Consider the following 24,611-nt stretch of genomic DNA (forward strand, 5'->3'; position numbering starts at 1 on the left):
GTTCTCCTGTATTTGCACGCTACGCTACTACTACGACCGAAACTTGTTGAAAGGACCGGTTTTGAGTCTCTTTTAGTGATCCCCATCCGGGGATCGCATCTCGCCTCCTCGGCGGAACGGGGACGAGATGGCAGGCATCAACCACAAACAGGCAACCGTGGACCGCGGCGCGCGCATGCTCCGGACGGCGCTCGGGCCTGCCATCTCAGCCCTGCTGCAAGACCCGTCCGTTGTCGAGGTCATGCTGAACCCCGACGGACGCATCTGGGTCGACCGGCTGTCCGAAGGACTGGCCGACACCGGCGAGATGCTGCCCGCCGCCGATGGCGAGCGAATCGTGCGGCTGGTTGCCCACCATGTCGGCGTCGAAGTTCACACCCGCAGCCCCCGCGTCTCGGCGGAACTTCCGGAAACAGGTGAGCGGTTCGAGGGATTGCTGCCGCCGGTCGTCGCCGCACCGGCCTTCGCCATCCGCAAACCAGCCGTCGCGGTCTTCACGTTGGACGACTATGTGGCGGCCGAAATCATGTCCGCAGATCAGGCGGAAACGCTCCGCGCCGCCGTCCAGTCGCGAGCGAACATCCTCGTCGCGGGCGGCACGTCCACTGGCAAGACCACGCTGACCAATGCGCTTCTGGCCGAAGTCGCAAAGGGCGCCGATCGTGTCGTCATCATCGAGGACACCCGCGAGTTGCAATGCGCAGCGCCCAATCTCGTGGCGATGCGCACCAAGGATGGCGTCGCCAGCTTGTCCGATCTGGTGCGGTCTTCGCTACGCCTGCGTCCGGACCGCATTCCGATCGGTGAGGTGCGCGGCGCCGAGGCGCTCGATCTCCTCAAAGCCTGGGGCACCGGCCATCCGGGCGGCATCGGCACCATCCATGCCGGGTCCGGCATCGGCGCCCTGCGCCGCCTCGAACAATTGATCCAGGAAGCCGTCGTCACCGTCCCGCGCGCCATGATCGCCGAGACCATCGACCTCGTGGCCGTCCTCGCCGGTCGTGGTTCCGCACGGCGGCTTGTCGAACTCGCCCGCGTAGAAGGTCTCGGTCCCGACGGCGACTACCGGATTTCCCCCGCTTTCCCCGAACCCACCAGCACTCACGATTCAGGAGATCCCGCATGATCCGTCGCGCCTTCCGTATCCGCCATCATATCGCAACCGCCTCTGCCTTCGCCTGGGTAAGCCTGATGACGTCCCCGGCCTTTGCCTCGGGCTCTTCCATGCCCTGGGAGGCGCCGCTGCAATCCATCCTCGAATCCGTCGAAGGGCCGGTGGCGAAAATCGTGGCGGTGATTATCATCATCGTCACCGGCCTGACGCTCGCCTTCGGCGATACCGGCGGCGGCTTCCGGCGCCTGATCCAGATCGTCTTCGGCATCTCTATCGCCTTCGCGGCCAGTTCCTTCTTCCTGAGCTTCTTCAGCTTCGGCGGCGGGGCGCTGGTCTGATGGCGGTGAGTTTCGAGGCCCTCGACACGGTGCCGGGCTTTTCCGTTCCAGTCCATCGCGCCCTGACCGAGCCGATCCTGCTCGGCGGGGCGCCGCGCTCCGTCGCGATCCTCAATGGCACGCTGGCCGGAGCCGTGGGCCTCGGCCTTCAGCTCTGGCTGGCTGGCATCCTGATTTGGACGGTGGGCCATATCGCCGCCGTCTGGGCCGCCAAACGCGATCCGCTCTTCGTCGAGGTCGCGCGCCGCCATTTGCGCATCCCCGGCCATCTTTCGGTGTGAGGCACGGCCATGATGAATCTCTCGGAATACCGCCGCACCGCCTCCCGCCTCGCCGATTACCTTCCCTGGGTCGCGCTGGTCGGCTCCGGCGTCGTGCTGAACAAGGATGGCTCGTTCCAAAGGACCGCGAAGTTTCGTGGGCCGGATCTCGATTCCGCCGTCGCGGCCGAGTTGGTCGCGGTCGCCGGACGGCTGAACAACGCCTTCCGCCGCCTCGGCTCCGGCTGGGCCATCTTCGTCGAGGCGCAGCGCTCGGAAGCCGCGACCTATCCTGCGAGCCGCTTCCCCGAGCCGGCCTCCGCGCTGGTCGATGCCGAGCGGAAGGCCGATTTCGAGGAGGAAGGCAGCCATTTCGTGTCGGGCTACTTCCTGACCTTCCTGTGGCTTCCGCCCGCCGAGGATGCCGCCCGCTCTGAGTCTTGGCTCTACGAGGGCCGCGAGACCACGGGCGTGAACCCCTGGGAACTGGTGCGCGGCTTCATCGACCGCACCGACCGCGTGCTGGCGCTGCTCGACGGATTCATGCCGGAATGCCGCTGGCTCGATGACGCCGGGACGCTGACCTACCTGCATTCGACGATTTCGACCAACCGGCATCGCGTCTGCGTGCCGGAAACCCCGATCTATCTGGATGCGCTGCTGGCCGATCAGCCGCTGACCGGCGGGCTGGAGCCGCGCCTGGGTAATCAGCATCTCCGGATTCTGACGATCACAGGCTTCCCGAGCACGACTACCCCCGGCCTGCTCGACGAGATGAACCGGCTGGCCTTTCCCTATCGCTGGTCCACCCGCGCCATCCTCATGGACAAGACCGACGCGACCCGGCTGCTGACAAAGATCAGGCGGCAGTGGTTCGCCAAGCGCAAGAGCATCGCGGCGATCATCAAGGAGGTGATGACCAACGAGCAATCGGCGCTCGTGGACACCGATGCAGCAAACAAGGCCGCCGACGCGGACATGGCGTTGCAGGAACTCGGCGCCGACATGGCCGGCATGGCCTATGTCACGGCGACCGTCACCGTCTGGGACGAGGACGCCCGTCGCGCCGACGAAAAGCTGCGACTGGTCGAGAAGATCATCCAGTCCCGCGATTTCAGCGTCATGGTGGAGACGGTCAACGCCGTCGACGCCTGGCTCGGCAGCTTGCCCGGACATGCCTATGCCAATGTCCGGCAGCCTCCGGTCTCGACGCTCAACCTTGCCCACATGGTTCCCTCAAGCGCCGTGTGGGCGGGGGCGGAACGGGACGATCACTTCGGCTCGCCCCCGCTGCTGTATGGCAGGACCGAAGGATCGACGCCGTTCCGGCTCTCCCTTCATGTCGGCGACGTGGGCCATACCCTCGTCGTCGGTCCGACCGGCGCGGGCAAGTCCGTGCTGCTGGCGCTGATGGCCTTGCAGTTCCGCCGCTATGCAGGATCGCAGGTTTTTGCCTTCGATTTCGGTGGCAGCATCCGCGCCTCCGCTCTCGCCATGCAGGGTGACTGGCACGATCTCGGCGGTGAACTGACCGACGCGGCGGAGGCTTCCGTCTCGCTGCAACCGCTGGCCCGCATCCACGAGACGGCCGAACGCGCCTGGGCCGCCGACTGGATCGTGGCGATCCTGATGCGCGAGAACATCCAGATCACGCCCGAGGTGAAGGAACATCTCTGGACGGCGCTGACCTCGCTCGCTTCCGCCCCGGTCGGCGAACGCACGATCACCGGCCTTGCCGTGCTGCTGCAATCCAATGACCTGAAACAGGCACTGCGCTCCTATTGTGTCGGTGGACCCTATGGACGCCTTCTCGATGCAGAGGCTGAGCATCTCGGCTCGGCCGATGTGCAGGCGTTCGAGATCGAGGGCCTGGTTGGGACCGGTGCCGCGCCCACCGTCCTGTCCTACCTGTTTCATCGCATCGGCGACCGCCTCGATGGCCGTCCGACGCTGCTCATCATCGACGAGGGATGGCTGGCGCTGGACGACAAGGGGTTCGCGGACCAGTTGCGGGAATGGCTCAAGACCCTGCGCAAGAAAAACGCCAGCGTCATCTTCGCCACGCAGTCGCTGTCCGATATCGACAATTCCGCCATCGCACCGGCCATCATCGAGAGCTGCCCGACGCGGCTGCTCCTGCCGAACGAGCGCGCCATCGAGCCGCAGATCACGGAGATCTATCGCCGGTTCGGCTTGAACGACAGGCAAATAGAAATCTTGGCCAGGGCTGCGCCCAAGCGGGACTATTACTGCCAAAGCCGCAGAGGCAATCGCCTGTTCGAGCTGGGCCTTTCCGAAGTCGGCCTCGCCCTCTGCGCCGCATCGGCCAAGTCCGATCAAGCCCTGATCGCAGAAATCCTCGCCGAGCATGGCCGCGATGGCTTCCTCGCCGCCTGGCTGCGCGCCCGCGGCGTCGATTGGGCCGCCGACCTGATCCCGGACCTCACCAATCTCGCGACTGAAAGCGAGACCCTGCCGCTCGGCGTCCCCGACGGCGGCGACATCGAACTCACCCTGGAAGAAGAGGAGATCATCCCATGACGCGCAGAATGCCCCGGATCACCCGCATGGCCAGTGTCTCGGCGCTGGCCCTTGCCCTTGCCGCACCGCTGGCACTGGCACCGGTCTTCACGACACCGGCCCATGCCTTCTTCGGCGGGTTTGGCCGGATCGTCTATGACCCGACCAACCATGCCGAGAACCTGCTGACCGCCGCCCGCACGCTGGAGCAGATCAACAACCAGATCACCTCGCTCCAGAACGAGGCGCAGATGCTGATCAACCAGGCCCGCAATCTCGCGAGCCTGCCTCATAGCTCGCTTCAGGCCCTTCAACAGAACGTCCAGCGGACCCAGCAGCTTCTCGGCCAGGCCCAGAACATCGCCTTCGACGTGCAGAACATCGACCAGATGTTCCAGCAGGACTACGGCAACCTGTCCCTCACAGCGACCGATCAGCAGCTCATCGCGACTGCCCGGTCCCGCTGGGAAAACACGGTCGGCGGCTTGCAGGACGCCATGCGGGTGCAGGCAGGTGTCGTCGGCAATATCGACAGCAACCGCGCCGAGATGTCCGCGCTCGTTGGCGAAAGCCAGAATGCTGTCGGCGCGCTTCAGGCCACACAGGCTGGCAATCAGCTTCTTGCTCTCCAGTCGCAGCAGCTCTCCGACCTGATCGCGGTGATCTCAGCCAATGGCCGAGCGGACGCCTTGTCGGAGGCAGAGCGTGCCACGGCAGCCGAACAGGGCCGCATCCAGCGTGAGCGCTTCCTGTCGCCGGGCTCGGGCTACCAGCCCGGCAACGCGCAGATGTTCAACTGAGGCCGGGGAGGGGAGATTATGGAAGGGAAGGTGCTGGCCCGGATCGCGGCCATCGTGTTCGTCGCCGTTGCCATCACGGCGGCGATCATCGAGATAACCCGTGAGAACGTCTCCGGCCCGGCGCCTTCCGCCCCGGCCCTCCAGCCATCGGCCGATCCTCTGCGCGAAGGTCAGCGCCGCTGCCAGGAAATGGGTGAGGCCGCTGCCAATGATGCGGAATGCCTCGCCATCTGGGCCGAGACCCGTGACCGTTTCCTTGGTCGGTCCCCCGCGCAGACGGCTCCCGGCCCGAACCGGGAGCGATGAGCCATGGGCGGAACGGGGGTCATCGACAACTTTCTCGGCATCTTCACCAGCTACATCGACTCTGGTTTCGGTCTGCTCGGCGGTGAGGTTGCCTTCATTGCGACGACGCTGATCGTCATTGACGTCACGCTCGCCGCCCTCTTCTGGGCCTGGGGCGCGGATGACGACATCATCGCGCGTCTGGTCAAGAAGACCATCTTCATCGGGGTGTTTGCCTATATCATCAGCAATTGGAACAACCTCTCGCGCATCGTCTTCGAGAGCTTCGCCGGGCTCGGGCTCATGGCCTCTGGCACCGGGTTTTCCGCCGCCGATCTCCTGCGACCCGGCCGCGTTGCCCAGATCGGACTCGACGCCGGCCGGCCGCTCTTGGAATCCATCTCGGACCTGATGGGCTGGATCGCCGTCTTCGAGAACCTGGTGCAGATCCTCTGCCTGTTCTTCGCCTGGGCGCTGGTCATCCTCGCCTTCTTCATTCTGGCGATCCAGCTTTTCGTCACCCTGATCGAGTTCAAGTTGACCACCTTGGCCGGGTTCGTGCTCATCCCCTTCGGTCTTTTCGGCAAGACCGCCTTCATGGCCGAGCGCGTGCTGGGCAATGTCGTCTCCAGCGGCATCAAGGTGTTGGTCCTCGCCGTCATCATCGGGATCGGCTCGACGCTCTTCGGCCAGTTCACCGCCGGCTTCGGCGGCGCGACCCCGACCATCGACGACGCCATGGCGATCGTGCTGGCCGCGCTCTCTCTTCTCGGCCTCGGCATCTTCGGCCCCGGCATCGCCACCGGCCTCGTCTCCGGCGGACCGCAACTCAGTGCCGGCGCTGCCGTGGGCACCGGCCTGGCTGTCGGTGGTGCCGCGATTGCAGCAGGCGGCGCGACCATGCTCGCGGCGCGGGGCGGCGGCGCCGCACTCTCAGGAGGCGCCGCGCTCGCGCGCGGGGGAGCCGCAGCCGCCGGTGCGGCCTCGTCCGCCTATACCCTCGGCTCCATGGGCGGGTCCGGCGCCGCCGGGGTCGCTTCCGGCCTTGGCGGTGTGGCGCGCGCCGGAGCGTCCGCAACCATATCGCCACTCAAGCGTGCCGCCTCCCGCACCGCCGACAGCCTCAAATCCAGCTATTCCGACGGCGCAAGAGCCGGCTTCGCAGCGTCCGGCGGCAGTTCGACGATGGGTACGGTCGACGGAAACCCTTCGCCTGAGCCATCAACCCCTTCAGCCGCTGATGGTCCGCCGGCCTGGGCGCAGCAGATGCGCCGCAGCCGGGCCATGAGTCACGGCGTCACCGCTGCCGCCCATGCCGTCCGGTCCGGCGACAGCCACGGTGGCGGCTCCTCAGTCAGCCTTTCCGAAAGTGACCGCACATGAACATTTTCAAACGACCGACGACCCATTACGGCAAAGTGCCGGAACCCGAAACGCCCTATCAGCGCGCCGCGCAGGTCTGGGACGAGCGCATTGGCTCGGCCCGCGTGCAGGCGAGGAACTGGCGGTATATGGCCTTCGGTTGGCTGATCCTTTCGGTGGGTTTCGCCGGCGCTCTTGTCTGGCAATCGGCGCGCGGAACCGTCGTACCCTGGGTGGTCCAAGTTGATAATCTCGGTCACGCCCAGACCGTCGCGCCCGCTACGGCCGACTATCGGCCGACCGATCCGCAGATCGCATTCCATCTCGGCCGTTTCATCGAACAGGTCCGCTCGCTTCCCGCTGACCCGATCATTGTCCGTCAGAACTGGCTCAGGGCCTATGACTGGACCACGGATCGCGGCGCCGTGGCGCTCAACGACTACGCCCGCGCCAACGATCCCTTCACCCGTGTCGGCCGTCAGCAGGTTGCCGTCGAGGTGTCGAGCATCATCCGGGCGTCGCCGGACAGTTTCCGCGTGGCCTGGACCGAACGGCACTACGAGAACGGCCAGCTCTCTACCACCGAGCGATGGACGGCGATCCTGACCATCGTGATCCAGCCCCCGCGTGACGCCGAGCGGCTGCGCGCCAATCCTCTTGGAATCTATGTCAACGCGATCAACTGGTCGCGGGAGATGAGCCAATGACCCGCACGTCTATGAGTAAAGCCGGGCTTCCGGTTTTCCGTAAACCCACCTTCGCGGCTTTGCTGCTTTCCGCAACCATTTTGGCTGGCTGCGCAACCAACCGGACACCACAGTTCAGCTATGACGCCGATGTGCCGCTGTTGCCGACCGTGCAGACGGCCATCACGGACGACCGGCCCCGGCCATTGCACACGCCGCCGGCCTGGACTGTCGCGCGAGGCGGTGAGGCTGCCGGCACGGCGACCGCCCGCGTCGAGAATGCCAATGCCGCCGCTCGCGTCGAGCCGCGCCGCGAAGGCTATTACAACGCCATCCAGATTTATCCGTGGAGCGAAGGCGCTCTCTATCAGGTCTATGCCGCAGTCGGGCAGATCACCACCATCGCGCTGGAGCCCGGCGAGAGTCTGACCGGCGCGGGACCAATTGCCGCCGGCGATACGGCCAGGTGGGTGATCGGTGACACCGAAAGCGGATCGGGCGCGACCCGGCGGGTGCATGTGCTGGTCAAGCCGACGCGGCTGGACATCTCGACCAATCTCGTCATCACCACCGACCGGCGCATCTACATGATCGAACTGCGCGCGCGGGAAGCGCTCTACATGCCCGCCGTCGCCTGGGCCTATCCCGCCTCACCGCCGGGAAGCCGCGTCACGACGCCATCGGCCCCTATCATTCCAGCCGAGGCGGCGCGCAATTATCGTTACGGCTTGCAGGTGCAGGGTAGCACCCCGCCATGGCGTCCGGTTTCCGTCTTCGACGATGGCCGGCGTGTCTATGTCGTGTTCCCGCGCGGCATCGTGCAGGGTGAGATGCCACCTCTGTTCGTCCTTGGATCGGATGGCGAACCGCAGATCGTCAACAGCCGCATCCATCAAAACGTCCTGATCGTCGACAGGTTGTTCGGCGCGGCCGAACTGCGCCTCGGCGGCGGCGATCGTCAGCAGGTGGTCAGGATCGTCCGCACCAACCCGACGCAGGCCGCAGCCCATCCGACTGGCGCGACGACAGGAGGATCGTCTTCATGAGCGATACCGAAACCGCCGCGCCTATGCGGCTTCGCGCCGAACCACCCCGCGTCACCCGCCTGTCTCGCAAGGTGCTGGCAGGCGTCGGAGCCGTCGCTTTGCTCGGCATCGGGGGGGCGCTGATCTATGCCCTCCAGACCCGTGACGCAGGACCGGGAGGCGGAGAACTCTATTCGACCGAGAACCGGCCCACGGCGGACGGTTTGTCCGGCTTGCCGCGCGACTATACCGGCCCGGTCCTGGGACCGGCATTGCCGGGCGACCTCGGCCGCCCGATCCTCGAGGCGCAGAACCGCGGACTGCCGGTCGTGCCACCGGCTATCGCCACACCCGCCGTCGATCCAGATGAACAGCGTCGTCTCGCCGAGGAAGAAGCCGCACGCCTCAGCAATGTGTTCTTCCAGGCCGGCCCGCGCACTGGAGCAACGCCGGGAACGGCCATGCCCGGCCTGGCCGGCCTTGGCCTCGGCGGACAGCCCGCCACGCAGGACCGGCACACGGCTTTCCTCAACGGACCCGTGGACCGGCAGACCGCCGCCCCGGATCGCGTCACCCCGCCGGCCTCGCCCTGGATACTACAGGCCGGGGCCGTCATTCCGGCCGCGCTCATCACCGGCATCCGTTCGGACCTTCCGGGGCAAATCACGGCGCAGGTGACGGAGAACGTCTATGACAGCCCGACCGGCAGCCTGCTCCTGATCCCGCAGGGCACGCGCATCATCGGCCAATATGATGACGGCGTGACCTTCGGCCAGCGCCGCGTCCTGTTGGTATGGAACCGCCTGATCCTGCCGGGCGGCCGCTCCATCGTCCTGGAGCGTCTGCCGGGCGCGGATGCCAGCGGTTACGCCGGCCTTGAGGATGGCGTCGATTATCATTGGTGGGATCTGATGAAGGCCGCCGGGCTCTCCACGCTGCTCGCGGTCGGCGCGGAGCTGGCGACCAGCGACGAAGACCGGCTGGTCAGGGCCATCCGCGACGGCGCGCAGGACACCATCAATCAGGCGGGCCAGCAGATCGTGCAGCGCCAGTTGCAGGTCGCGCCCACGCTCACCATCCGGCCGGGCTTTCCGGTCAGGATAATTGTTACCCGAGATTTGGTATTCGAGGCCGCAGGAGGTTGACCATGGCGAAACTGAAACTCGGCCCCATCGTCGAGGACAAGCCTGTAAAGGTCACGGTCGAACTGCCTGGGCCGCTTCACCGCGACCTGGTTGCCTATGCCGAGGTGCTGGCCCGCGAGTCCGGTCAACCCGCCGCTGATCCCGTGAAGCTCATCGTTCCTATGCTGGAGCGGTTCATCGCGACGGATCGCGGCTTCGCCAAGGCGCGGCGCTCGACTCAATCTAAGATGCCGACGGTCTGATCTTCGTGGCGTTCGCTGATGCCCCCCTGGCCATGGAGAGCAGCCTTCGGAAGGCGGGATTGTCGTTGTTCGGCGACCAGACGGCGGAGAAGGGGAGTATCTCGCCTGCGATGGGCCTATAGGTGATGCCGGGAAGCAGGGCGACGGTCATGGCCTCGCTCACCAGCGTCAGGCCGCGGCCGATCGCCACCAGCGGCAGCAGGTTGTCGCGGCTGACCGACTGCACCTGGATCTCCGGGTGACGACCGAGCGCCGCCAGCTCCCGCACCAGATGATCGTGGATCTCCTGGCCCGGTGCGGCCTCGCTGACGATGAAGGGTTCCTCGGCCAGGTCCGGCCATGTCAGCTCGGCGCGGGCGGCGAGGGGATGCTGATCGGGCAGCACCACGAAGACCCGCTCGCACCACAGATGCGCCCGGTCACAACCGGGCCAGTCCCGCTCTCCGGTCAGGAAGGCGACGTCGAGGCGGAACTGCCGGATGGCGGCGATATGCTCGTCGGGATTGCCGTCGACCAGCTCGATCCTGACATCGCCATGCCGAAGGCCGTAGCTGTGCAGCAACTCGGCAAGGAAGCCGGAGGCGATGGATGAGTAGATGCCGATCCTGACGCTGCCGTTCTCGCCCCGACCAACCGCGGCGATGTCGTGCGCGCCTTCGCCGAGGTTGCGGATGATCTGGCGGGCGCGCCGGAGGAAGCGCCTGCCTGCGTGTGTGAGGCAGACGCCGGCGCTGTGACGATGGAAGAGGGAGGCGCCGAGACGGTCTTCGAGATCGCGGATGCGTCGGCTGATGGCGGATTCCTGAACCCCGATGGCAGCCCCCGCCTTGCGGAAGCTGCCATGTTCGGCTGCGGCAATGAAATACCGGAGATGGCGAAACTCGATTGATTTGGAATGTTTCGCCATCCGCTGCATCACTATACAACGACGGCGAGCGTCTGGACAAAGAATGCCAAGAGATTGACTATCAGCATCATCCAGAAGGCCGTCGCAGCCAAGGCCAGCAGCAGGATCCCGCGCTGGCATGGTTTGGCAACGTAGATCAGGCTGCCTCGCAACTGTCTGTTGACAAACGGGTTCTCTATTGTTCGGCAGATGGGCAGAAAGCCTCGATCACTTGTCCGCATTGAATTATCTTGGCCTTTGGATACAGACGCGTAGGTGGGAGACCGTTGACCTTAATTGGCGCCGGAGCTGCCCCCAGCGCCAATGGTTCATCGGGTCGGGCCACCGTAGACGATGCCATTCGGCCGATCACCGACCGGCACCGTCCTCACCACTTCCTGCTTCTCGACATCGATGATCGAGACGCTGTCATCGGCGATATTGGTCACGAACACGTAAGCCCCGTCCGCCGATGCCGACACGCCGTGGGCGCCGCCGCCGGTGGTGATCGTCTTCACAATCTGTCCTGTCGCCGTATCGATTACAGACACGGTGTCGTTCGGCTCCGCGTCAGTGCCTTGGTTGGCCACATAAACGTAGGCCCCGTCAGGAGTCGCGAACATCTGGATCGGATTCCGTCCGACATCGATCCTGTTCGTCACTTGGCGGGAAGAGGTATCAATGACGGCCACGCGGTTCTCATCGCGCAGCGAGACATAAACCTGATCGCCGGAGGGCGTGAACCCGACCTGGACTGGTGCGGTTCCGACCGGAATACGCGCCACCTCGGACAGAGCCTGCGTGTCGATGACGGACATGGACCCGTCCTCGACATTGGCGACATATAATTGGGTCTCGTCCGGGCTGAGCCGCAGGCCGTGGGGGTAATCCCCGGTCGCGATACGCCCGATGACTTCGGCCCGTGCGAGGTCGATCACGGCGATCTCGTCTCCGCCGGCCAGTGAGACATAGGCGCGGCCAAGCCGATCAGCGACAACGTGGGCCGGGTGGGAGCCAACTGCCACAGTCGCCTTGGGCGCTGTGATGTTCTGCGGATCGAGAATGACCAGCAGACCCTCCTCCGCGCCGTGCCCGTGCCCGTCCGACCCGTGATCCCCCTCGGTGGCAGGATTTCCGACCGCCAGCAACAGCTTACCATCCGGCGTCAGATCGACGTTGTGGGGGGCGACCGGGATCGAAGCGGTGTCGACCGCTCCCGTGCCGAGATCGATGGTGCTGATGGAATTGCCGCCTTCATTGGCGGAATAGACGATCCCGCCGGTCTGACCCAGCGCTGCCGGTGCCTCGCCAGCGTTCGCCTCTAGCCATACTTTCATTTCGGCGATCTCGCCTTCCTGCGCCGCGATGATCTGGCCCGCCCATGCCCTGGTCTGCGAATCGTCCCCGTATTGCTGGACGATCCTGGCCATGTCGATCGCACCCTGATGATGCGGGATCATGCCCCGGACGAAGGCGACATCGGCATCGTCGGCCATGACGCCGTCCATCATCGGTCCGTGCATCTCATTCATTGATTCGACATAGGCCCGGGTGAAATCGGGCAGGCTTTCGTCCGCATGGGGGGCCTGCTCGTTTGGCGACGTCATCATCCCCTGCATCATCTGGTGCATCGCACCGATGCATTCCGGGGTCATCGCCTGCATCATGACCCGGCACTGCTCGGGCATCATCCCTTGCATGCCAGGCATCTGGCGCGCAGGAGAGGTGGGCGATGGAGCCTGTTCCGCTTGCGCGGGCGGGGTCCCCGGATGGTGGGCGTCATGCCCGGCCTGAGCGAGGGCAGCGCCCGGCAGGCCTGCCAGGATGCCGACGGAAAGAGCGATTGCGGTTCGGTTCATTGATTTCATCCTTTGGTTCCGGAGCGCTGGCCCGGGTTACCGGTCGCGACTCTCCGTTCTATTCGCTGGTCTTTCGGGTTTGCACCGGAGCGGCCGGAGACATCTTGTTCTCGCGGCATCCCTGCGCATTACGCAGCGATGAGACGTGGAGGCCTCAGGATGCCTTCCGGTGATCTGTCGTGCGGATCAGGGCGCACAACCGTGAAAACCTTACCGTTCACAGGTGGGCCGACCACCGGCGGCGCGACGAGAACCGCGGCCGTCAGACAGGTCTGGCAGCAATCCGCCAGATTTGGACTTCCGTCCCCATTCACGCGGCCTGTCGAATGATCTGCGCCGTGGTCGTCCGGCATATGATGCTGGGTACAGTGGCTTGCCGTGGCGGCGGTCTGTTGCTGGTGGACGGAGTGTCCGCCGGGACTGGCATGTACCGGGACCTGCAGAACCAGGGCGCCAATGGCAAGCAGAAAGATGCAGACCGCAAACTGGCGCAATCGGCCGCATCTCGCCCGGAAGACAGCTCGTGCCCGCCTGCTCATGCGCCACCGTCCTTCCCGGCGGCACGCCGGGTCAGTGTGATGTCACGTTCATGTTGCGCGCCACCCGACGCCGCGAGACAGCCCCGCTGACGCCGGCAAGCCGCCTCGGCCAGGTGCTGTTTCGGATCGTTCACAAGCCAGGCGGTCATGTCGGCAACCCCGTGTCAGATTTCCCGCGGACCGAGAAAGCGCCCGAAGCTTCGGGTGGTCGGGCCGAACAGGAACGCTTCATAGGGCTCGGGATCGACGCCCGGAAAATCCATGCCGGGCGAGCCGGCAGGCATGCCGGGGACAGCAAGCCCCGTCGCGTCAGGCCGCTCGGCCAGCAGGCGGCGGATCGCCGCGGCAGGTACATGGCCCTCGACCACATAGCCGCCCACTTCGGCGGTGTGGCACGATGCCAGTTCGGCTGGCACGCCAAGCCGCTGCTTGAGGCGGTCCATGTCGGTGGATTCCACCACCCGCACCGGGAAGCCTGCGGCCTCGATATGCGCGACCCAGCCATCGCAGCAGCCGCAGGACGGATCCTTGGTGACATTCACCAGGGGCAGCGTTTCGGCAATTCCCGACCCTGCCATTGATATCAGCAGCGGAAGCGCGCCGGCAGCGGCCAGAACGGCGCGCCGGCTGATGCGGTGATCGTTTCTCATCGTCAAACCTCGTTTCATGGATTCATTGTCGCCGTCACGGTCCGCATGCGGCGCACAAAGGGATGAGCAGCAAATCGAAGCCTGCGGCACCCTGTCGTCACAGCTTCACCCTCCGCAAACGCGCAGCATTGGCGATGACGCTGACCGATGACAGCGCCATGGCGGCGGCGGCGATGATCGGCGACAGCAGGATGCCGAAGAACGGAAATAGCACCCCGGCCGCGACCGGCACGCCCAGAGCGTTGTAGATGAAAGCGAAGAACAGGTTCTGGCGGATGTTCCCCATGACCGCTTCCGAAAGCCGGCGGGCGCGGACGATGCCGGTCAGATCGCCCTTGAGCAACGTGACACCCGCGCTTTCCATCGCCACATCGGTGCCGGTGCCCATGGCGATGCCGACATCGGCAGCGGCCAGGGCCGGCGCGTCGTTGACGCCGTCGCCCGCCATCGCGACAACCTCGCCCGCCGCCTTGTGCCGCTGCACGACGGCGCTTTTCTGATCGGGCAGGACCTCGGCCTCGACCTCGTCAATGCCGAGCTGGCGGGCGACCGCCTTGGCCGTGGTCCAGTTGTCACCCGTAAGCATGACAACGCGGATTCCCTGCGCCTTCAGCGCGGCAAGCGCCTCGGGCGTCGAGGGCTTGACCGGATCGGCGATGGCGAAGATGGCAGCGATGCGGCCATCGACCCCCATGAAGATCGCGGTGGCCCCGTCCTCGCGCAGCCGGTCGGCCTCATCGGCCAGCGGCGCGACATCAACGCCTTGCTCGGCCAGGAACTTGGCATTTCCAAGGGGAATACGCTTGCCGTCGACCGTGCCGTAGGCGCCTTTGCCGGTCGGCGAGTCGAAATCCGCGACTGGTGCGGTCGCGATCCCGCGCTCCTCGGCCGCGCGAACGATGGCCAATGCCAGCGGATGCTCGCTGGCCCGCTCCACGCTGGCGGCAAGCCGCAGAGCCTCGTCCTCGGTGAAGCCAGGCGCTGGCACGATAGCGATGACGGCGGGCCTCCCCTCGGTCAGCGTACCGGTCTTGTCGACAATGATAGTATCGACCTTCTCCATATGCTCCAGCGCCTCGGCGTTCTTTATCAGCACGCCCGCCTGTGCGCCCCGACCGACGCCGACCATGATCGACATCGGCGTTGCCAGGCCGAGCGCACAAGGACAGGCGATGATCAGGACCGAAACCGCCGCGATCAGACCGAAGGAGAAGCGCGGCTCCGGTCCCCAGATCGACCAAGCGATGAAGGCGAGGACTGCGACGACGATCACCGCCGGCACGAACCAGCCCGACACCTGATCGGCGAGGCGCTGGATCGGAGCGCGGCTGCGCTGCGCCTCGGCGACAAGTTGGACGATCTGCGACAGCATGGTGTCGCGCCCGACCTTCTTCGCCTCGATCACCAGCGCGCCCGACTGGTTCATGGTGCCGCCGATGGCTTTGGAGCCGATTTGCTTGGTGACCGGCATCGACTCGCCGGTCACCATCGATTCATCGACAGCGCTGCGCCCTTCCAGAACTTCGCCATCGACGGGCACCTTCTCGCCGGGACGCACCCGCAGACGGTCGCCGACATGAACGGTGTCGAGTTGAACCTCTTCCTCAGTGCCGTCATCACGAATGATCCGGGCAGTCTTGGGGGCGAGGTCGAGCAGCGCCCGGATCGCGCCGCTGGTGCTCTCGCGCGCCCGCAGCTCCAGTACCTGTCCCAGCAGCACCAGCACGGTTATGACCGCCGCCGCCTCGAAATAGACCGCGACCGAGCCGTCGTGCTGGCGGAATGCATCCGGAAAAATGCTTGGCGCCAGGGTGGCGACGACGCTGTAAATCCACGCCGTCCCGGTGCCCATGGCGATCAGTGTGAACATGTTGAGGCTGCGGTTGACGAGCGACTGCCAGCCACGCTGGAAGAACGGCCAGCCCGCCCAGAGAACGACCGGCGTTGCAAGAATCAGTTGCAGCCAGTTCGAGACCTGCTGGCCGATGACGTGGGTCAGCCCGAACAGATGCCCGCCCATCTCGAGAATGAACACCGGGATCGCCAGAACAAGGCCGATCCAGAAGCGGCGCGTCATGTCGATCAGCTCGACATTGGGTTCGGCCTCAAGGCTGACCAGCACCGGCTCCAGCGCCATGCCGCAAATCGGGCATGATCCGGGGCCGACCTGCCTGATCTCGGGATGCATCGGGCAGGTATAGACCGTTCCCTCGGGAACAGGTTCTGCCTTCGCCGCCGCCGCTGCCGGATCAAGATAGCGTTCGGGCTCGGCCAGGAACTTCGCATGGCACCCGGCAGAGCAGAAGTAATAGGGCCGACCGGCATGCTCGGCCTTGTGCTGGGTCGTATGGGGATCGACCATCATGCCGCAAACCGGGTCCTTGACCTTGTGCGTGTCGTCCTGCGCGACGGCCGCGTGATCATGCGCATGACCTTGGGCGGAATGAGCGTGTCTCTTGTTCTGATGATCGTGTTCGGTCTTGCTGGCCATTTTCACGCCTCCTCGGCGTCTTATCCTAAGCTTGCGTTTCGCCTGTTCTGCGCCTTCCAACCGTTGGAAGGTCAAGAGGTGATCGAAATCCGGAATTCCTGCCCGTCAGTGATTGCGATGCATTTTTCCGACGCTGGTCCGTTCTGGCCCCGTCTGAGACTGCATGATGTCAATCTCGGCCGCAGAGTCCTCGCCATCGAGGCAGTATTCCTCGATCTGTAACGTCGAGAAGTAGATGTTGAAACGCTCGCGCAGGAGATTGTTTGCCTGTCGTAGCACCCGTTCGCCCTCCTGCCAGTCCCCAACGCAGATGTGGCTTGAGAATACATTGCGCCCGGATGTCAGACTCCAGGCATGGACGTGATGCACGTCGGTAACCCCTTCCAATTGTCGGATGGCCTCGATGGCGTCCTCCAGGTCGAGATCTTCGGGCGTGCCTTGCAGCAGGATGTGCAATGCCTCGCGCAGGATACCCCAGGATGCCCAGAGCAGCACCAGCCCGAAGGCCATGCCAAGCAGCGGGTCGATGGCCACAAAGCCCGTGAATCGGATAACCAGCGCCGAGACGATGATTAGGAGGCTGCCAACGAACGTCTGCAGAATGTGCCAGTACGCGCCCCGCATGTTCAGGTTGCCCTTCTGGCGTTCGTATATGAGCCAAAGCGCGGCAAGCTCGGTGGCGATGCCGCCCGCTGCGGCGATCAACATCGGCGTCGTGGCCAGTTCGACGGGCTCCATAAGACGCATCGCGCCCATCCACAGCACGTAAAGGGCCATGACGACGAGGAAGAGGCCGTTGAAGAGGGCTCCCAGGATCTCCGCCCGAATGTAGCCGAAAGTGCGCGCGGGGCTGGACTTCCGCTCTCCCAGACGCATGGCGACCAGCGCAATGAGAACGCCGCCCACGGCCGAGAAAGTGTGGAAGGCATCCGACATGACGGCGACCGAGCCCGTCCAGATGCCGATCCCGAGTTCCACGATGAAGTAAAGGCCGGTGAGCCAGCCCGAAATGACGAGCGCTTTGCGATCACCACTCGCGGGCATGTGGCCGGCATGGCCGCCGTGAGACATTGACATGGATTTCACCTCCTTGTTGCCACAAGAGGACGCCGGCAGCGGCGTCCTCTGACAGCACGCCGCCTATGCGTTGACCGTGAATTCGGTCATCATGCCTGTTTCAAGATGCGGCATGTGATGGCAATGCAGCATCCAGCGCGCGGCTTCTCCGGCATCGAGTGCCACGTCGACCATCGACATCGGCGGCACATACACCGTGTCCCGCCGCGCGCCCGTGACCGCACGTCCATTCAGCGCGACGACCTGGAACACATGCCCGTGCAGATGCATCGGGTGACCCATCATCGACATATTGTGGAAGGACAGCACGATCCGCTCGCCGCGCCTCGCGGTAACCGGGCGATGCTGGCCCCAGACGGCACCGTTGATCGTCCACACATAGGGCTGCATCGAGCCGCCCAGCATCACCATGTGGCTGCGGTCCACCGGCCGATCCGGCAAGGTTTCGGAGGCGATCAGGCGCGTCTCCTGCGCAAGGTCGGTGTCAAAGGCCGGTGCTTCCGTCTCTGCCAAAGCATCAATGTGCCGTATCTCGGCGCCCGGAGTGGCAAGGATCAGACCGGTGCGCTCCCGCGCGCCTTCTCGCAGCGCGAGGATCGGCCAGGCACCGTCCTCCGAAGGCAGATCGATCTCAAGGTCGAGCCGTTGGCCCATGGCCAGACCGAACCTCGTGCCAGAGAGCGGCTGAACGGCATGGCCATCAACCGCGACGAGCCGGGCCTGCGCTTCGCCGGTGTCGAGCCAGAACACAGTCGCCGCAGCGGCGTTGATAACCCGCAGGCGGATACGCCCGCCGCGCTCGACCTGCACCACTTCCGGGTCCGAGAGCGTGCGATCGTTGGCAAGATAGGCGTCCCAGTCGTAGTCGTTGAGGTCCATTGCCATGCCGTCCATGGACCCCATTCCCATCATGCCACCCATGGCGCCGTGGTCCATACCCGACATTCCGCTCGTACCTGCGCCGTGGCCACCGCCATGACCAGCCGCAGCACCATGGCCGGACTTGATCTCCGCCATCACCTCCTCGGGCGCCTTGAACGAGAGATCATGCAGAAACAGCACCACCTCCTGCCGGTCAGCCGCGACATCCTCGGCGCTCCGCACGATCAGTGGCGCGGCCAGAAGGCGCATCTCGTGCAGCGGAACATGCGCGTGCATCCAATAGGTGCCGGGCAGCGGTGCGAAGTCATAGGCGCGTGTCTCGCCGGGGGCGAGCATCGGCAAGGGCATGTCGGGCACGCCATCCTGCGCATTGGGCGGGATCTGGCCGTGCCAGTGGATCAGTGTGGCGGTGTCGAGTTCGTTCGTTAGATTCACCCGGAACGGCATGCCGGGATCGAGTGTCAGGCCCTGTCCGGATGGCCCTGCTAGGCCCCAGACAGTGGCGGCGCGTCCGTCGATGTCGAGCGTGCGGCTGGCGGCGCGAAGCGACAGCGGCGTGGCGTTCTGCGCTGCCGCCATCCGGGGCACATGAGCGTAGGCCAGCATGGCCGCGCCAGCGGCGAGAAAGCCGCGTCGTGAAAGGGTATTCATGGTCGTCTCCTCGGGACCGCAGTCCCGTTCCTCAAAGCTGTCGGAACGCCGCGGACCGAAGCCCGGGCGCGATCAGAGGAGACGGATCTTCGGAGGGCGTTCGTTCAGTCCAGGCGCCCGACCGGCAATGCTGGCATCAGGCGGCAGGACATAGGCGGTTGGCGTGTATTGGTTTCCAGAACCACCGCTCGGTGATACGAGAAAGATTGAAAAACCTGCACAAACCAGTTCACAGGTTCCCGCATCCATGTCTGCCGATCCGCAGTGTTCGCTGCTGCATGCAGGCTCGATGCCGGCCGCGGAGTCCATCATCTCGCTCACATGAACAGCCTGATCTGGCGTTATGCTCATGCGTGCAGCGTGCGCGGAGAGCACCATCGTCATGACGGCGACCGCGACTATGGCAAGCATGGAGACAACACGCGCAAACATACTGGAAAGATAGGCGCTGCTCACCGGAATGTCTATTGCAGATGGCGTCGCACCTCTGGCAACTCTTCTTGACCCTCTCGTGAGTTGCAATTCCTCGCTACTGAACATGCGCGCCATGCGAAAGAAGCTCCAAATTACTTTCTGGTCAGGTTCGCTCCTCGGAGGTGCGATCGTGGCAACATTGGCTGGATGGCATTACGCCCGTTCCGGGTCCACCGTTGCGACATCAGCGGAGGTGGTCGAGCAGGGCCGACAAGTCTATGCGGATCAATGCGCGTCTTGCCATGGCGCGAATCTGGAAGGGCAGCCGGACTGGCGCTCGCCGCTTCCCTCTGGTCGGTTGCCCGCACCGCCGCACGACGAGAGCGGCCACACCTGGCACCATGCCGATGAGGTGCTGTTCCGCATCGTCAAGGAGGGTACAGCCGCGATCGTCGGGGGGAGCTATGAGAGCGACATGCCTGGTTTTGCCGACTCCCTAAACGACGCCGAGATCCGGGCTGTCCTCGCTTTTATCAAGAGTACCTGGCCGGAACGAGAGCGCGGATACCAGGAGGAGGTTTCCCGCCGCCGCTGAGTTTCGGAGGCCGCCGCCTCCACATCGTTGATCCGCCGTCTGCGCGAGCAGTTATTGACCTGCGAAGTCGGCATTGGCCCCTCCCGTTTCTGGCTCATCCGGCCTTGGGTCGCACGCAACAGATGATGTCTTAATGAGGCCGCTGACATTTTTTCGGAGGCAGGGGAAGCTCGCCGATAGCCAGATAAGCTTGAGACAGCGGCTTGTGGGAAGATGCGGCGCCGAGCCCTCGTGCATCGATCAGTTCAAGGGCCTGCAAAAGCTTCTCGGCAACTTCCATGTCGCCGTCCGAACAGGCCCGTTTGAACAGATGCAGGATTTCGCCGGAAAGCGTCATGGCTATTGCTCCCTGGCGCCATTGTCGCTCAGTTTAGCCTGCGTCGACACAACGGGCCTTGTATGCTCGAACCTGTTCCCTGCCGCGCTGGAACGATGGCGGGTCCGCGTGGGGCTGGTTTCAGGGCCATCAGTCGCCGACAGCTCATCGATGATCGGACAGTCCGGCCGGGCATTGCCCCGGCAGTTCTCGGCCAGATGCTTGAGCGTCATGCTCATTTCCCTAAGTTCGCGCGCCTTCCGTTCAAGTTCCTCGACATGCTCCAGCGCCACACGCTTGACGTCCGCACTCGCCCGGCCTCGGTCTCGCCACAGGGCAAGCAGTTCCGTCATTTTCTCGACCGAGAAGCCGAGATCACGCGCGCGCCTGATAAAGCGCAACGTATGCACGTCCTTGTCGGAGTAATCCCGGTATCCGCTATCCGTTCGCGATGCTTCCGCGATCAATCCGATCGATTCGTAGTAACGGATCATCTTCGCCGAGACGCCCGATGCCGCCGCTGCTTTTCCGATGTTCATCGCTGGTTCCTTTCTTCGACTTATGTAGGCGCTTCCTCGGGCGTAAAAAATACGTCCGCATGTATGTCCTCGCCACGCAAGCCCAACTCGCGAAGCATGATGCCGGAATCATCGATCATGGCAGGCGGTCCGGCCATATATGCCTTCCAGCCATCGAGGTCCTGCACGTCATTCACGATCGCATCCGTTACCAGACCAGTTCGGAAGTGATCGGATCGGCTCACTTCCGAAAGCACGGGTGTGAAGGTGAGATTGTCGTAGGCGCTCGCCAGAAAGCTGAAATGGTCGACGAGATAGAGATCGCGTTCCGTCCGTGCCCCGAAATAGAGATGGATCGGCTGCCGCAGGCCGCTTGCCAGCGCCGTTTCGACAATCGACTTGATCGGCGCCAGTCCCGACCCGCCGGCGACCGCCAGAATTGGGCCCGTATGCTGTTCGCGCAGAAACGAGCTGCCGAGAGGGCCGCGAACCGAAACCTCGTCACCGACCTTGAGCGACCTGGCGACGTGTTCGCTCGTCGCTCCGCCGGGCACATGCCTTATGTGGAATTCGAGACAGGATCGACCTGGCTGGTTCGCCATCGAATAGTCGCGCGCCGGAACGCCATCGAACGTCACCTGCGCATACTGGCCCGCCTTGAACGCGACGGCCTCTCCCGTTTCGACCTCCAGCCTGATTTGCCGGATGTCGTGGGTTGCGTCATCGATCGCGACGACCCGCGTCCGATAGGTGCGGACGGGAAGATCAAGCTGCTCTTCCTCCTCATCGAGCCATGCGACCGTGCAGTCCGTGAGCGGCTGCGCGCGGCATGCGAGGATCAATCCCTGAGCCCGTTCATCGTCCGTCAGGGAAAAGCGTGTGTGCGGCAGAAGATCGACCTCGCCGCTGACCAGTCGGGACTTGCAGGAGCCACAGCGACCCGAACGGCATCCATGAGGATATGCGATCCCTTCTTCGAGCGCTCTCTCCAGAATGGTTCGGCCATCCGGCACGTCGATGATGCGCCCCGCCTGCCGAATTTCGATTTGTCTTCCCATGACAATCTCCCTCAGGCGGTGCCCGATGACAGGGCTTCCGCCAGGCGAGGTTTCTGGTCGGCAAAGGTGCCGTAGAAGACCTGTTCATTGACGATCGTGATCGGGGCAACGCGCACGCCGGTCCGCGCTTTCGCCTCTTCGGCGATCTGCGGATCTGACAGGTCCCGCTCTTCGAATGAGACACCCTGATCTGCAAGCCATCGCTTGACGGCATGGCAATCGGGGCAGGTTGGTGTGGTATACAGCACCACCGACGGAGTTCCCGTATTGGTCATCACTTCATTCCTTTTCCAGCTGTGGCGAGCCTGCCGGAGCAGGCCCGCCTGTTCTCATTTCGCGGGCGCGAGTTCAGGCTGCGGGTGCCGGACTGCACCGCTTTCCGCCTGCGCGGGCGCGCGGAAGGTCTTGAGCCTCAGCGCATTGCCGAGCACGAAGACGCTCGACAGGGCCATCGCGCCGGCGGCGAAGACCGGCGACAGCAGGATGCCGTAGGCCGGATAGAGCAGACCGGCGGCAACGGGGATCAGCGCCGTGTTGTAGGCAAAGGCCCAGAACAGGTTCTGCCGGATGTTGCCGATCGTTGCCTTGGACAGTGCGATGGCGTTCGGAACACCTTGCAGGCTGCCCGACATCAGCACCACGTCGGCCGCCTCGATGGCAATGTCCGTCCCCGTGCCGATGGCAAGGCCCACATCCGCTTCGGCCAGAGCCGGAGCGTCGTTGATGCCGTCGCCGACGAACGCCACCTTGCCATGCTGGGCCTTGAGGCGGCGTACCGCGTCGACCTTGCCGTCCGGCAGCACTTCCGCCACCACCTCGTCGATCCCCAGACGCTTGGCGATAGCCTCGGCCGTGCGCTTGTTGTCGCCGGTGATCATCGCGACCTTGAGTCCAAGATCGTGCAGCGCCTTGATCGCCGCAGGCGTGGTCTCCTTGATCGGATCGGCCACGGCAATGATCGCCGCAAGCTTGCCGTCGATCGCGGCGTAGAGCGGTGACTTGCCCTCATTGCCAAGACGTTCGGCGATCTTGGAGAAGGCTACTACGTCATGGCCGAGTTCGGCCATGTAGCGGTCTGCGCCGATCTCGACTTGGCTGCCGCCGCTCACGGCCTTGACGCCGAAACCCGTCACCGATTCGAAGTCCGACACGGCCGGCAGCGAGATGTTCTCCCCGGCAGCCGCATCCACGATCGCACGGGCGATCGGATGCTCCGACTTCGCCTCAACTGCCGCCACCAGACCGAGGACATCTGCCCGGTCGAAACCGATGGCCAGTTCCAGATCGGTGAGCGCGGGCTTGCCTTCCGTCAGCGTGCCCGTCTTGTCGACGGCGACGACCCTGGCGTCCTTGAGCAGTTGCAGCGCTTCGCCCTTGCGGAAAAGCACGCCCAGCTCGGCGCCGCGGCCGGTGCCAACCATGATCGAGGTCGGCGTCGCCAGGCCCATGGCGCACGGGCAGGCGATGATCAGCACGGCGACGGCATTGACCAGCGCAAATGTGAGTGCCGGTGACGGCCCGAACCAGAGCCAGGCAGCAAAGGTCAGGGCCGCTACGGCAAAGACCGCCGGCACGAACCACATTGTCACCTTGTCGACCAGCGCCTGGATCGGCAGCTTGGACCCCTGGGCTTCCTCGACCATGCGGATGATCTGCGACAGCACGGTGTTGCCGCCGACCGCCGTCGCACGGATGGCGAAGGCGCCCTTCTGGTTCACCGTTCCGGCCACGACCTCGCTGCCGTGCTTCTTGGAGACCGGGATCGGTTCGCCCGTGATCATCGATTCGTCGACATAGCTCTGGCCTTCGATGACCTCGCCGTCCACCGGGATACGATCGCCAGGACGAACCTCGACAATGTCTCCCGACAGCACGGACTCGATCGGCAATTCGACCGTCTTGTCGTCCCTGCGCACGCGCGCCATCTTGGCCTGAAGGCCGACGAGACGCTTGATCGCCTCAGAGGTGCGGCCCTTGGCACGGGCCTCAAGCAAACGGCCGAGCAGGATTAACGTCACGATGACGGCGGCGGCCTCGAAATAGACATTCACCGTTCCGGCAGGCAGGAAGCCGGGCGCGAAGGTTGCGACCAGCGAATAGCCATAGGCAGCCAGCGTACCGACCGCGACCAGGGAGTTCATGTCGGGGGCGAGCCGCCACAGGGCGGGCAGCCCCTTGTCATAGAAGCGGATACCCGGAACGAACAGGACGATGGTCGTCAAAACGAACTGGATGTACCAGTTCATCTGCATGCCGATGGTCGAAGCGATCAGGTCATGCATGCCCGGGACGACGTGCGAGCCCATCTCCAGGATAAAGACAGGCACCGTCAGCACCGCCGCGATGGTGAAATCCCGGGTCAGTTCACGACGTTCCGCTTCCTTCTTCTCGGCACGATCATCCGTCTCGCTTTGGCTGGTTCCTGCCGCCGTGGCGATCACCCTGGCGTCGTATCCCGCGCCCTCAATGGCAGCCACCAAAACCGCCGCATCGGCGCTGCCCTGGATCGTGGCCTTCTCAGTCGCGAGGTTGACGACGGCATTGGTGACGCCGGGTACGGCCTTGAGCGCCTTTTCGACGCGACCCACGCAGGATGCGCAGGTCATGCCCTCGATCGCCACTTCAAGCGTGGCTGCCGTCGGCGCGGAGAAGCTTGCCGCAACCTCATAGCCTACATCCTCCACGGCCTTGATGAGCGTGGAGGGATCGATCGCAGCGTTCGTGGTGATGGTCGCCTTTTCGGTCGCCAGATTGACGACCGCATTGGTGACGCCAGGCACGGCCTTGAGGGCTCTTTCGACACGACCTACGCAGGATGCACAGGTCATCCCCTCAATGGGGAGTGATATCGTTCCAGACAAGTCTGTTGCTCGAACGGGGGCATTCATAGCCGCCTCC

General features: G+C 64.5%; 25 protein-coding genes. 12 read left to right on the top strand and 13 right to left on the bottom strand.

Translation table 11 applies throughout. The features are described from left to right. Positions 1-127 precede the first annotated feature (127 nt). From trbB to ABWW11_RS14735, 11 genes are read left to right on the top strand one after another with little or no spacing between them, the layout of a single operon-like run. Positions 128-1,126: a P-type conjugative transfer ATPase TrbB gene (trbB, locus tag ABWW11_RS14685; RefSeq protein WP_151576957.1), complete on the top strand. Its 999-nt coding sequence runs from the start codon at positions 128-130 to the stop codon at positions 1,124-1,126. Further along, positions 1,123-1,452, top strand: coding sequence for a TrbC/VirB2 family type IV secretion system protein (locus ABWW11_RS14690; RefSeq protein WP_151576956.1), 330 nt, complete (start codon positions 1,123-1,125; stop codon positions 1,450-1,452). The genes trbB and ABWW11_RS14690 overlap by 4 nt, the downstream gene beginning before the upstream one ends. After that, the gene (locus tag ABWW11_RS14695; RefSeq protein WP_151576955.1) at positions 1,452-1,733 is read left to right on the top strand and encodes a VirB3 family type IV secretion system protein; all 282 of its coding nucleotides are present in this window, start codon (positions 1,452-1,454) and stop codon (positions 1,731-1,733) included. The genes ABWW11_RS14690 and ABWW11_RS14695 overlap by 1 nt, the downstream gene beginning before the upstream one ends. Before the next feature lie 9 nt (positions 1,734-1,742). Continuing rightward, a complete protein-coding gene (gene trbE / locus ABWW11_RS14700; RefSeq protein WP_353410696.1) occupies positions 1,743-4,253 on the top strand; it encodes a conjugal transfer protein TrbE in 2,511 nt (836 codons plus the stop codon). After that, positions 4,250-5,032, top strand: a complete 783-nt coding sequence (gene trbJ, locus ABWW11_RS14705) for a P-type conjugative transfer protein TrbJ (protein WP_151576953.1) — start codon at positions 4,250-4,252, stop codon at positions 5,030-5,032. Before trbE ends, trbJ begins: the two co-directional genes overlap by 4 nt. A gap of 18 nt (positions 5,033-5,050) precedes the next feature. Next, positions 5,051-5,338, top strand: a complete 288-nt coding sequence (gene trbK-alt, locus ABWW11_RS14710) for a putative entry exclusion protein TrbK-alt (RefSeq protein ID WP_319081099.1) — start codon at positions 5,051-5,053, stop codon at positions 5,336-5,338. 3 nt (positions 5,339-5,341) lie between these two features. Then, on the top strand, positions 5,342-6,700 hold the full coding sequence (gene trbL / locus ABWW11_RS14715) for a P-type conjugative transfer protein TrbL (protein ID WP_319081098.1): 1,359 nt from the start codon (positions 5,342-5,344) through the stop codon (positions 6,698-6,700). Further along, positions 6,697-7,386 (top strand): conjugal transfer protein TrbF, encoded by a 690-nt coding sequence (gene trbF / locus ABWW11_RS14720; protein ID WP_319081096.1) that lies wholly within the window; start codon positions 6,697-6,699, stop codon positions 7,384-7,386. Before trbL ends, trbF begins: the two co-directional genes overlap by 4 nt. Further along, complete coding sequence (gene trbG, locus ABWW11_RS14725) at positions 7,383-8,411, top strand: P-type conjugative transfer protein TrbG (RefSeq protein WP_319081095.1); 1,029 nt, start codon at positions 7,383-7,385, stop codon at positions 8,409-8,411. Before trbF ends, trbG begins: the two co-directional genes overlap by 4 nt. Further along, positions 8,408-9,535 (top strand): TraB/TrbI/VirB10 family type IV secretion system protein, encoded by a 1,128-nt coding sequence (locus ABWW11_RS14730; RefSeq protein ID WP_100653143.1) that lies wholly within the window; start codon positions 8,408-8,410, stop codon positions 9,533-9,535. Before trbG ends, ABWW11_RS14730 begins: the two co-directional genes overlap by 4 nt. Before the next feature lie 2 nt (positions 9,536-9,537). Next, the gene (locus tag ABWW11_RS14735; protein ID WP_100653145.1) at positions 9,538-9,777 is read left to right on the top strand and encodes a DUF2274 domain-containing protein; all 240 of its coding nucleotides are present in this window, start codon (positions 9,538-9,540) and stop codon (positions 9,775-9,777) included. On the opposite strand, the gene ABWW11_RS14740 is transcribed toward ABWW11_RS14735, so the two are convergent. The 8 genes from ABWW11_RS14740 to ABWW11_RS14775 form a co-directional block, all read right to left on the bottom strand. Then, positions 9,758-10,684, bottom strand: a complete 927-nt coding sequence (locus ABWW11_RS14740) for a LysR family transcriptional regulator (protein ID WP_502904875.1) — start codon at positions 10,682-10,684, stop codon at positions 9,758-9,760. The genes ABWW11_RS14735 and ABWW11_RS14740 overlap by 20 nt on opposite strands. A 308-nt stretch (positions 10,685-10,992) precedes the next feature. Further along, on the bottom strand, positions 10,993-12,522 hold the full coding sequence (gene copM / locus ABWW11_RS14745; RefSeq protein ID WP_318264557.1) for a CopM family metallochaperone: 1,530 nt from the start codon (positions 12,520-12,522) through the stop codon (positions 10,993-10,995). Positions 12,523-12,650: 128 nt separating this feature from the next. Beyond that, positions 12,651-13,061, bottom strand: a complete 411-nt coding sequence (locus ABWW11_RS14750) for a DUF2946 family protein (protein WP_151576946.1) — start codon at positions 13,059-13,061, stop codon at positions 12,651-12,653. Between the two features lie 164 nt (positions 13,062-13,225). Next, on the bottom strand, positions 13,226-13,711 hold the full coding sequence (locus tag ABWW11_RS14755) for a DUF411 domain-containing protein (protein WP_100653153.1): 486 nt from the start codon (positions 13,709-13,711) through the stop codon (positions 13,226-13,228). 97 nt (positions 13,712-13,808) lie between these two features. Beyond that, entirely contained in the window at positions 13,809-16,202 is a 2,394-nt protein-coding gene (locus tag ABWW11_RS14760; protein WP_151576945.1) for a heavy metal translocating P-type ATPase, read from the bottom strand. A 105-nt stretch (positions 16,203-16,307) separates the two neighbouring features. Beyond that, a complete protein-coding gene (locus ABWW11_RS14765; RefSeq protein ID WP_196108376.1) occupies positions 16,308-17,279 on the bottom strand; it encodes a cation diffusion facilitator family transporter in 972 nt (323 codons plus the stop codon). A 63-nt stretch (positions 17,280-17,342) separates the two neighbouring features. Beyond that, complete coding sequence (locus tag ABWW11_RS14770; protein WP_100653159.1) at positions 17,343-18,812, bottom strand: multicopper oxidase family protein; 1,470 nt, start codon at positions 18,810-18,812, stop codon at positions 17,343-17,345. A gap of 72 nt (positions 18,813-18,884) precedes the next feature. Continuing rightward, positions 18,885-19,361 (bottom strand): hypothetical protein, encoded by a 477-nt coding sequence (locus tag ABWW11_RS14775; protein WP_198427192.1) that lies wholly within the window; start codon positions 19,359-19,361, stop codon positions 18,885-18,887. Positions 19,362-19,416: 55 nt separating this feature from the next. Between ABWW11_RS14775 and ABWW11_RS14780 the strand changes: the two genes are divergently transcribed. Continuing rightward, on the top strand, positions 19,417-19,821 hold the full coding sequence (locus ABWW11_RS14780) for a c-type cytochrome (protein ID WP_376787012.1): 405 nt from the start codon (positions 19,417-19,419) through the stop codon (positions 19,819-19,821). A gap of 130 nt (positions 19,822-19,951) precedes the next feature. On the opposite strand, the gene ABWW11_RS14785 is transcribed toward ABWW11_RS14780, so the two are convergent. Genes ABWW11_RS14785 through ABWW11_RS14805 form a run of 5 tightly spaced genes read right to left on the bottom strand, consistent with a single transcriptional unit; the run spans position 19,952 to position 24,601 of the window. After that, positions 19,952-20,158, bottom strand: a complete 207-nt coding sequence (locus tag ABWW11_RS14785; protein ID WP_100653163.1) for a hypothetical protein — start codon at positions 20,156-20,158, stop codon at positions 19,952-19,954. 2 nt (positions 20,159-20,160) lie between these two features. Beyond that, entirely contained in the window at positions 20,161-20,676 is a 516-nt protein-coding gene (gene cueR, locus ABWW11_RS14790; protein ID WP_100653165.1) for a Cu(I)-responsive transcriptional regulator, read from the bottom strand. A gap of 20 nt (positions 20,677-20,696) precedes the next feature. Beyond that, positions 20,697-21,713 carry a 2Fe-2S iron-sulfur cluster-binding protein gene (locus ABWW11_RS14795; protein WP_319081090.1) on the bottom strand — a complete coding sequence of 339 codons (1,017 nt, stop codon included), beginning with the start codon at positions 21,711-21,713 and terminating at the stop codon, positions 20,697-20,699. An 11-nt stretch (positions 21,714-21,724) separates the two neighbouring features. Beyond that, positions 21,725-21,988: a glutaredoxin family protein gene (locus ABWW11_RS14800; RefSeq protein WP_100653020.1), complete on the bottom strand. Its 264-nt coding sequence runs from the start codon at positions 21,986-21,988 to the stop codon at positions 21,725-21,727. A gap of 54 nt (positions 21,989-22,042) precedes the next feature. Further along, entirely contained in the window at positions 22,043-24,601 is a 2,559-nt protein-coding gene (locus ABWW11_RS14805; RefSeq protein ID WP_100653022.1) for a heavy metal translocating P-type ATPase, read from the bottom strand. Positions 24,602-24,611 lie beyond the last annotated feature (10 nt).

It is taken from the genome of Brucella sp. NBRC 113783 (assembly GCF_040372265.1).
GTDB lineage: Bacteria > Pseudomonadota > Alphaproteobacteria > Rhizobiales > Rhizobiaceae > Brucella > Brucella teleogrylli.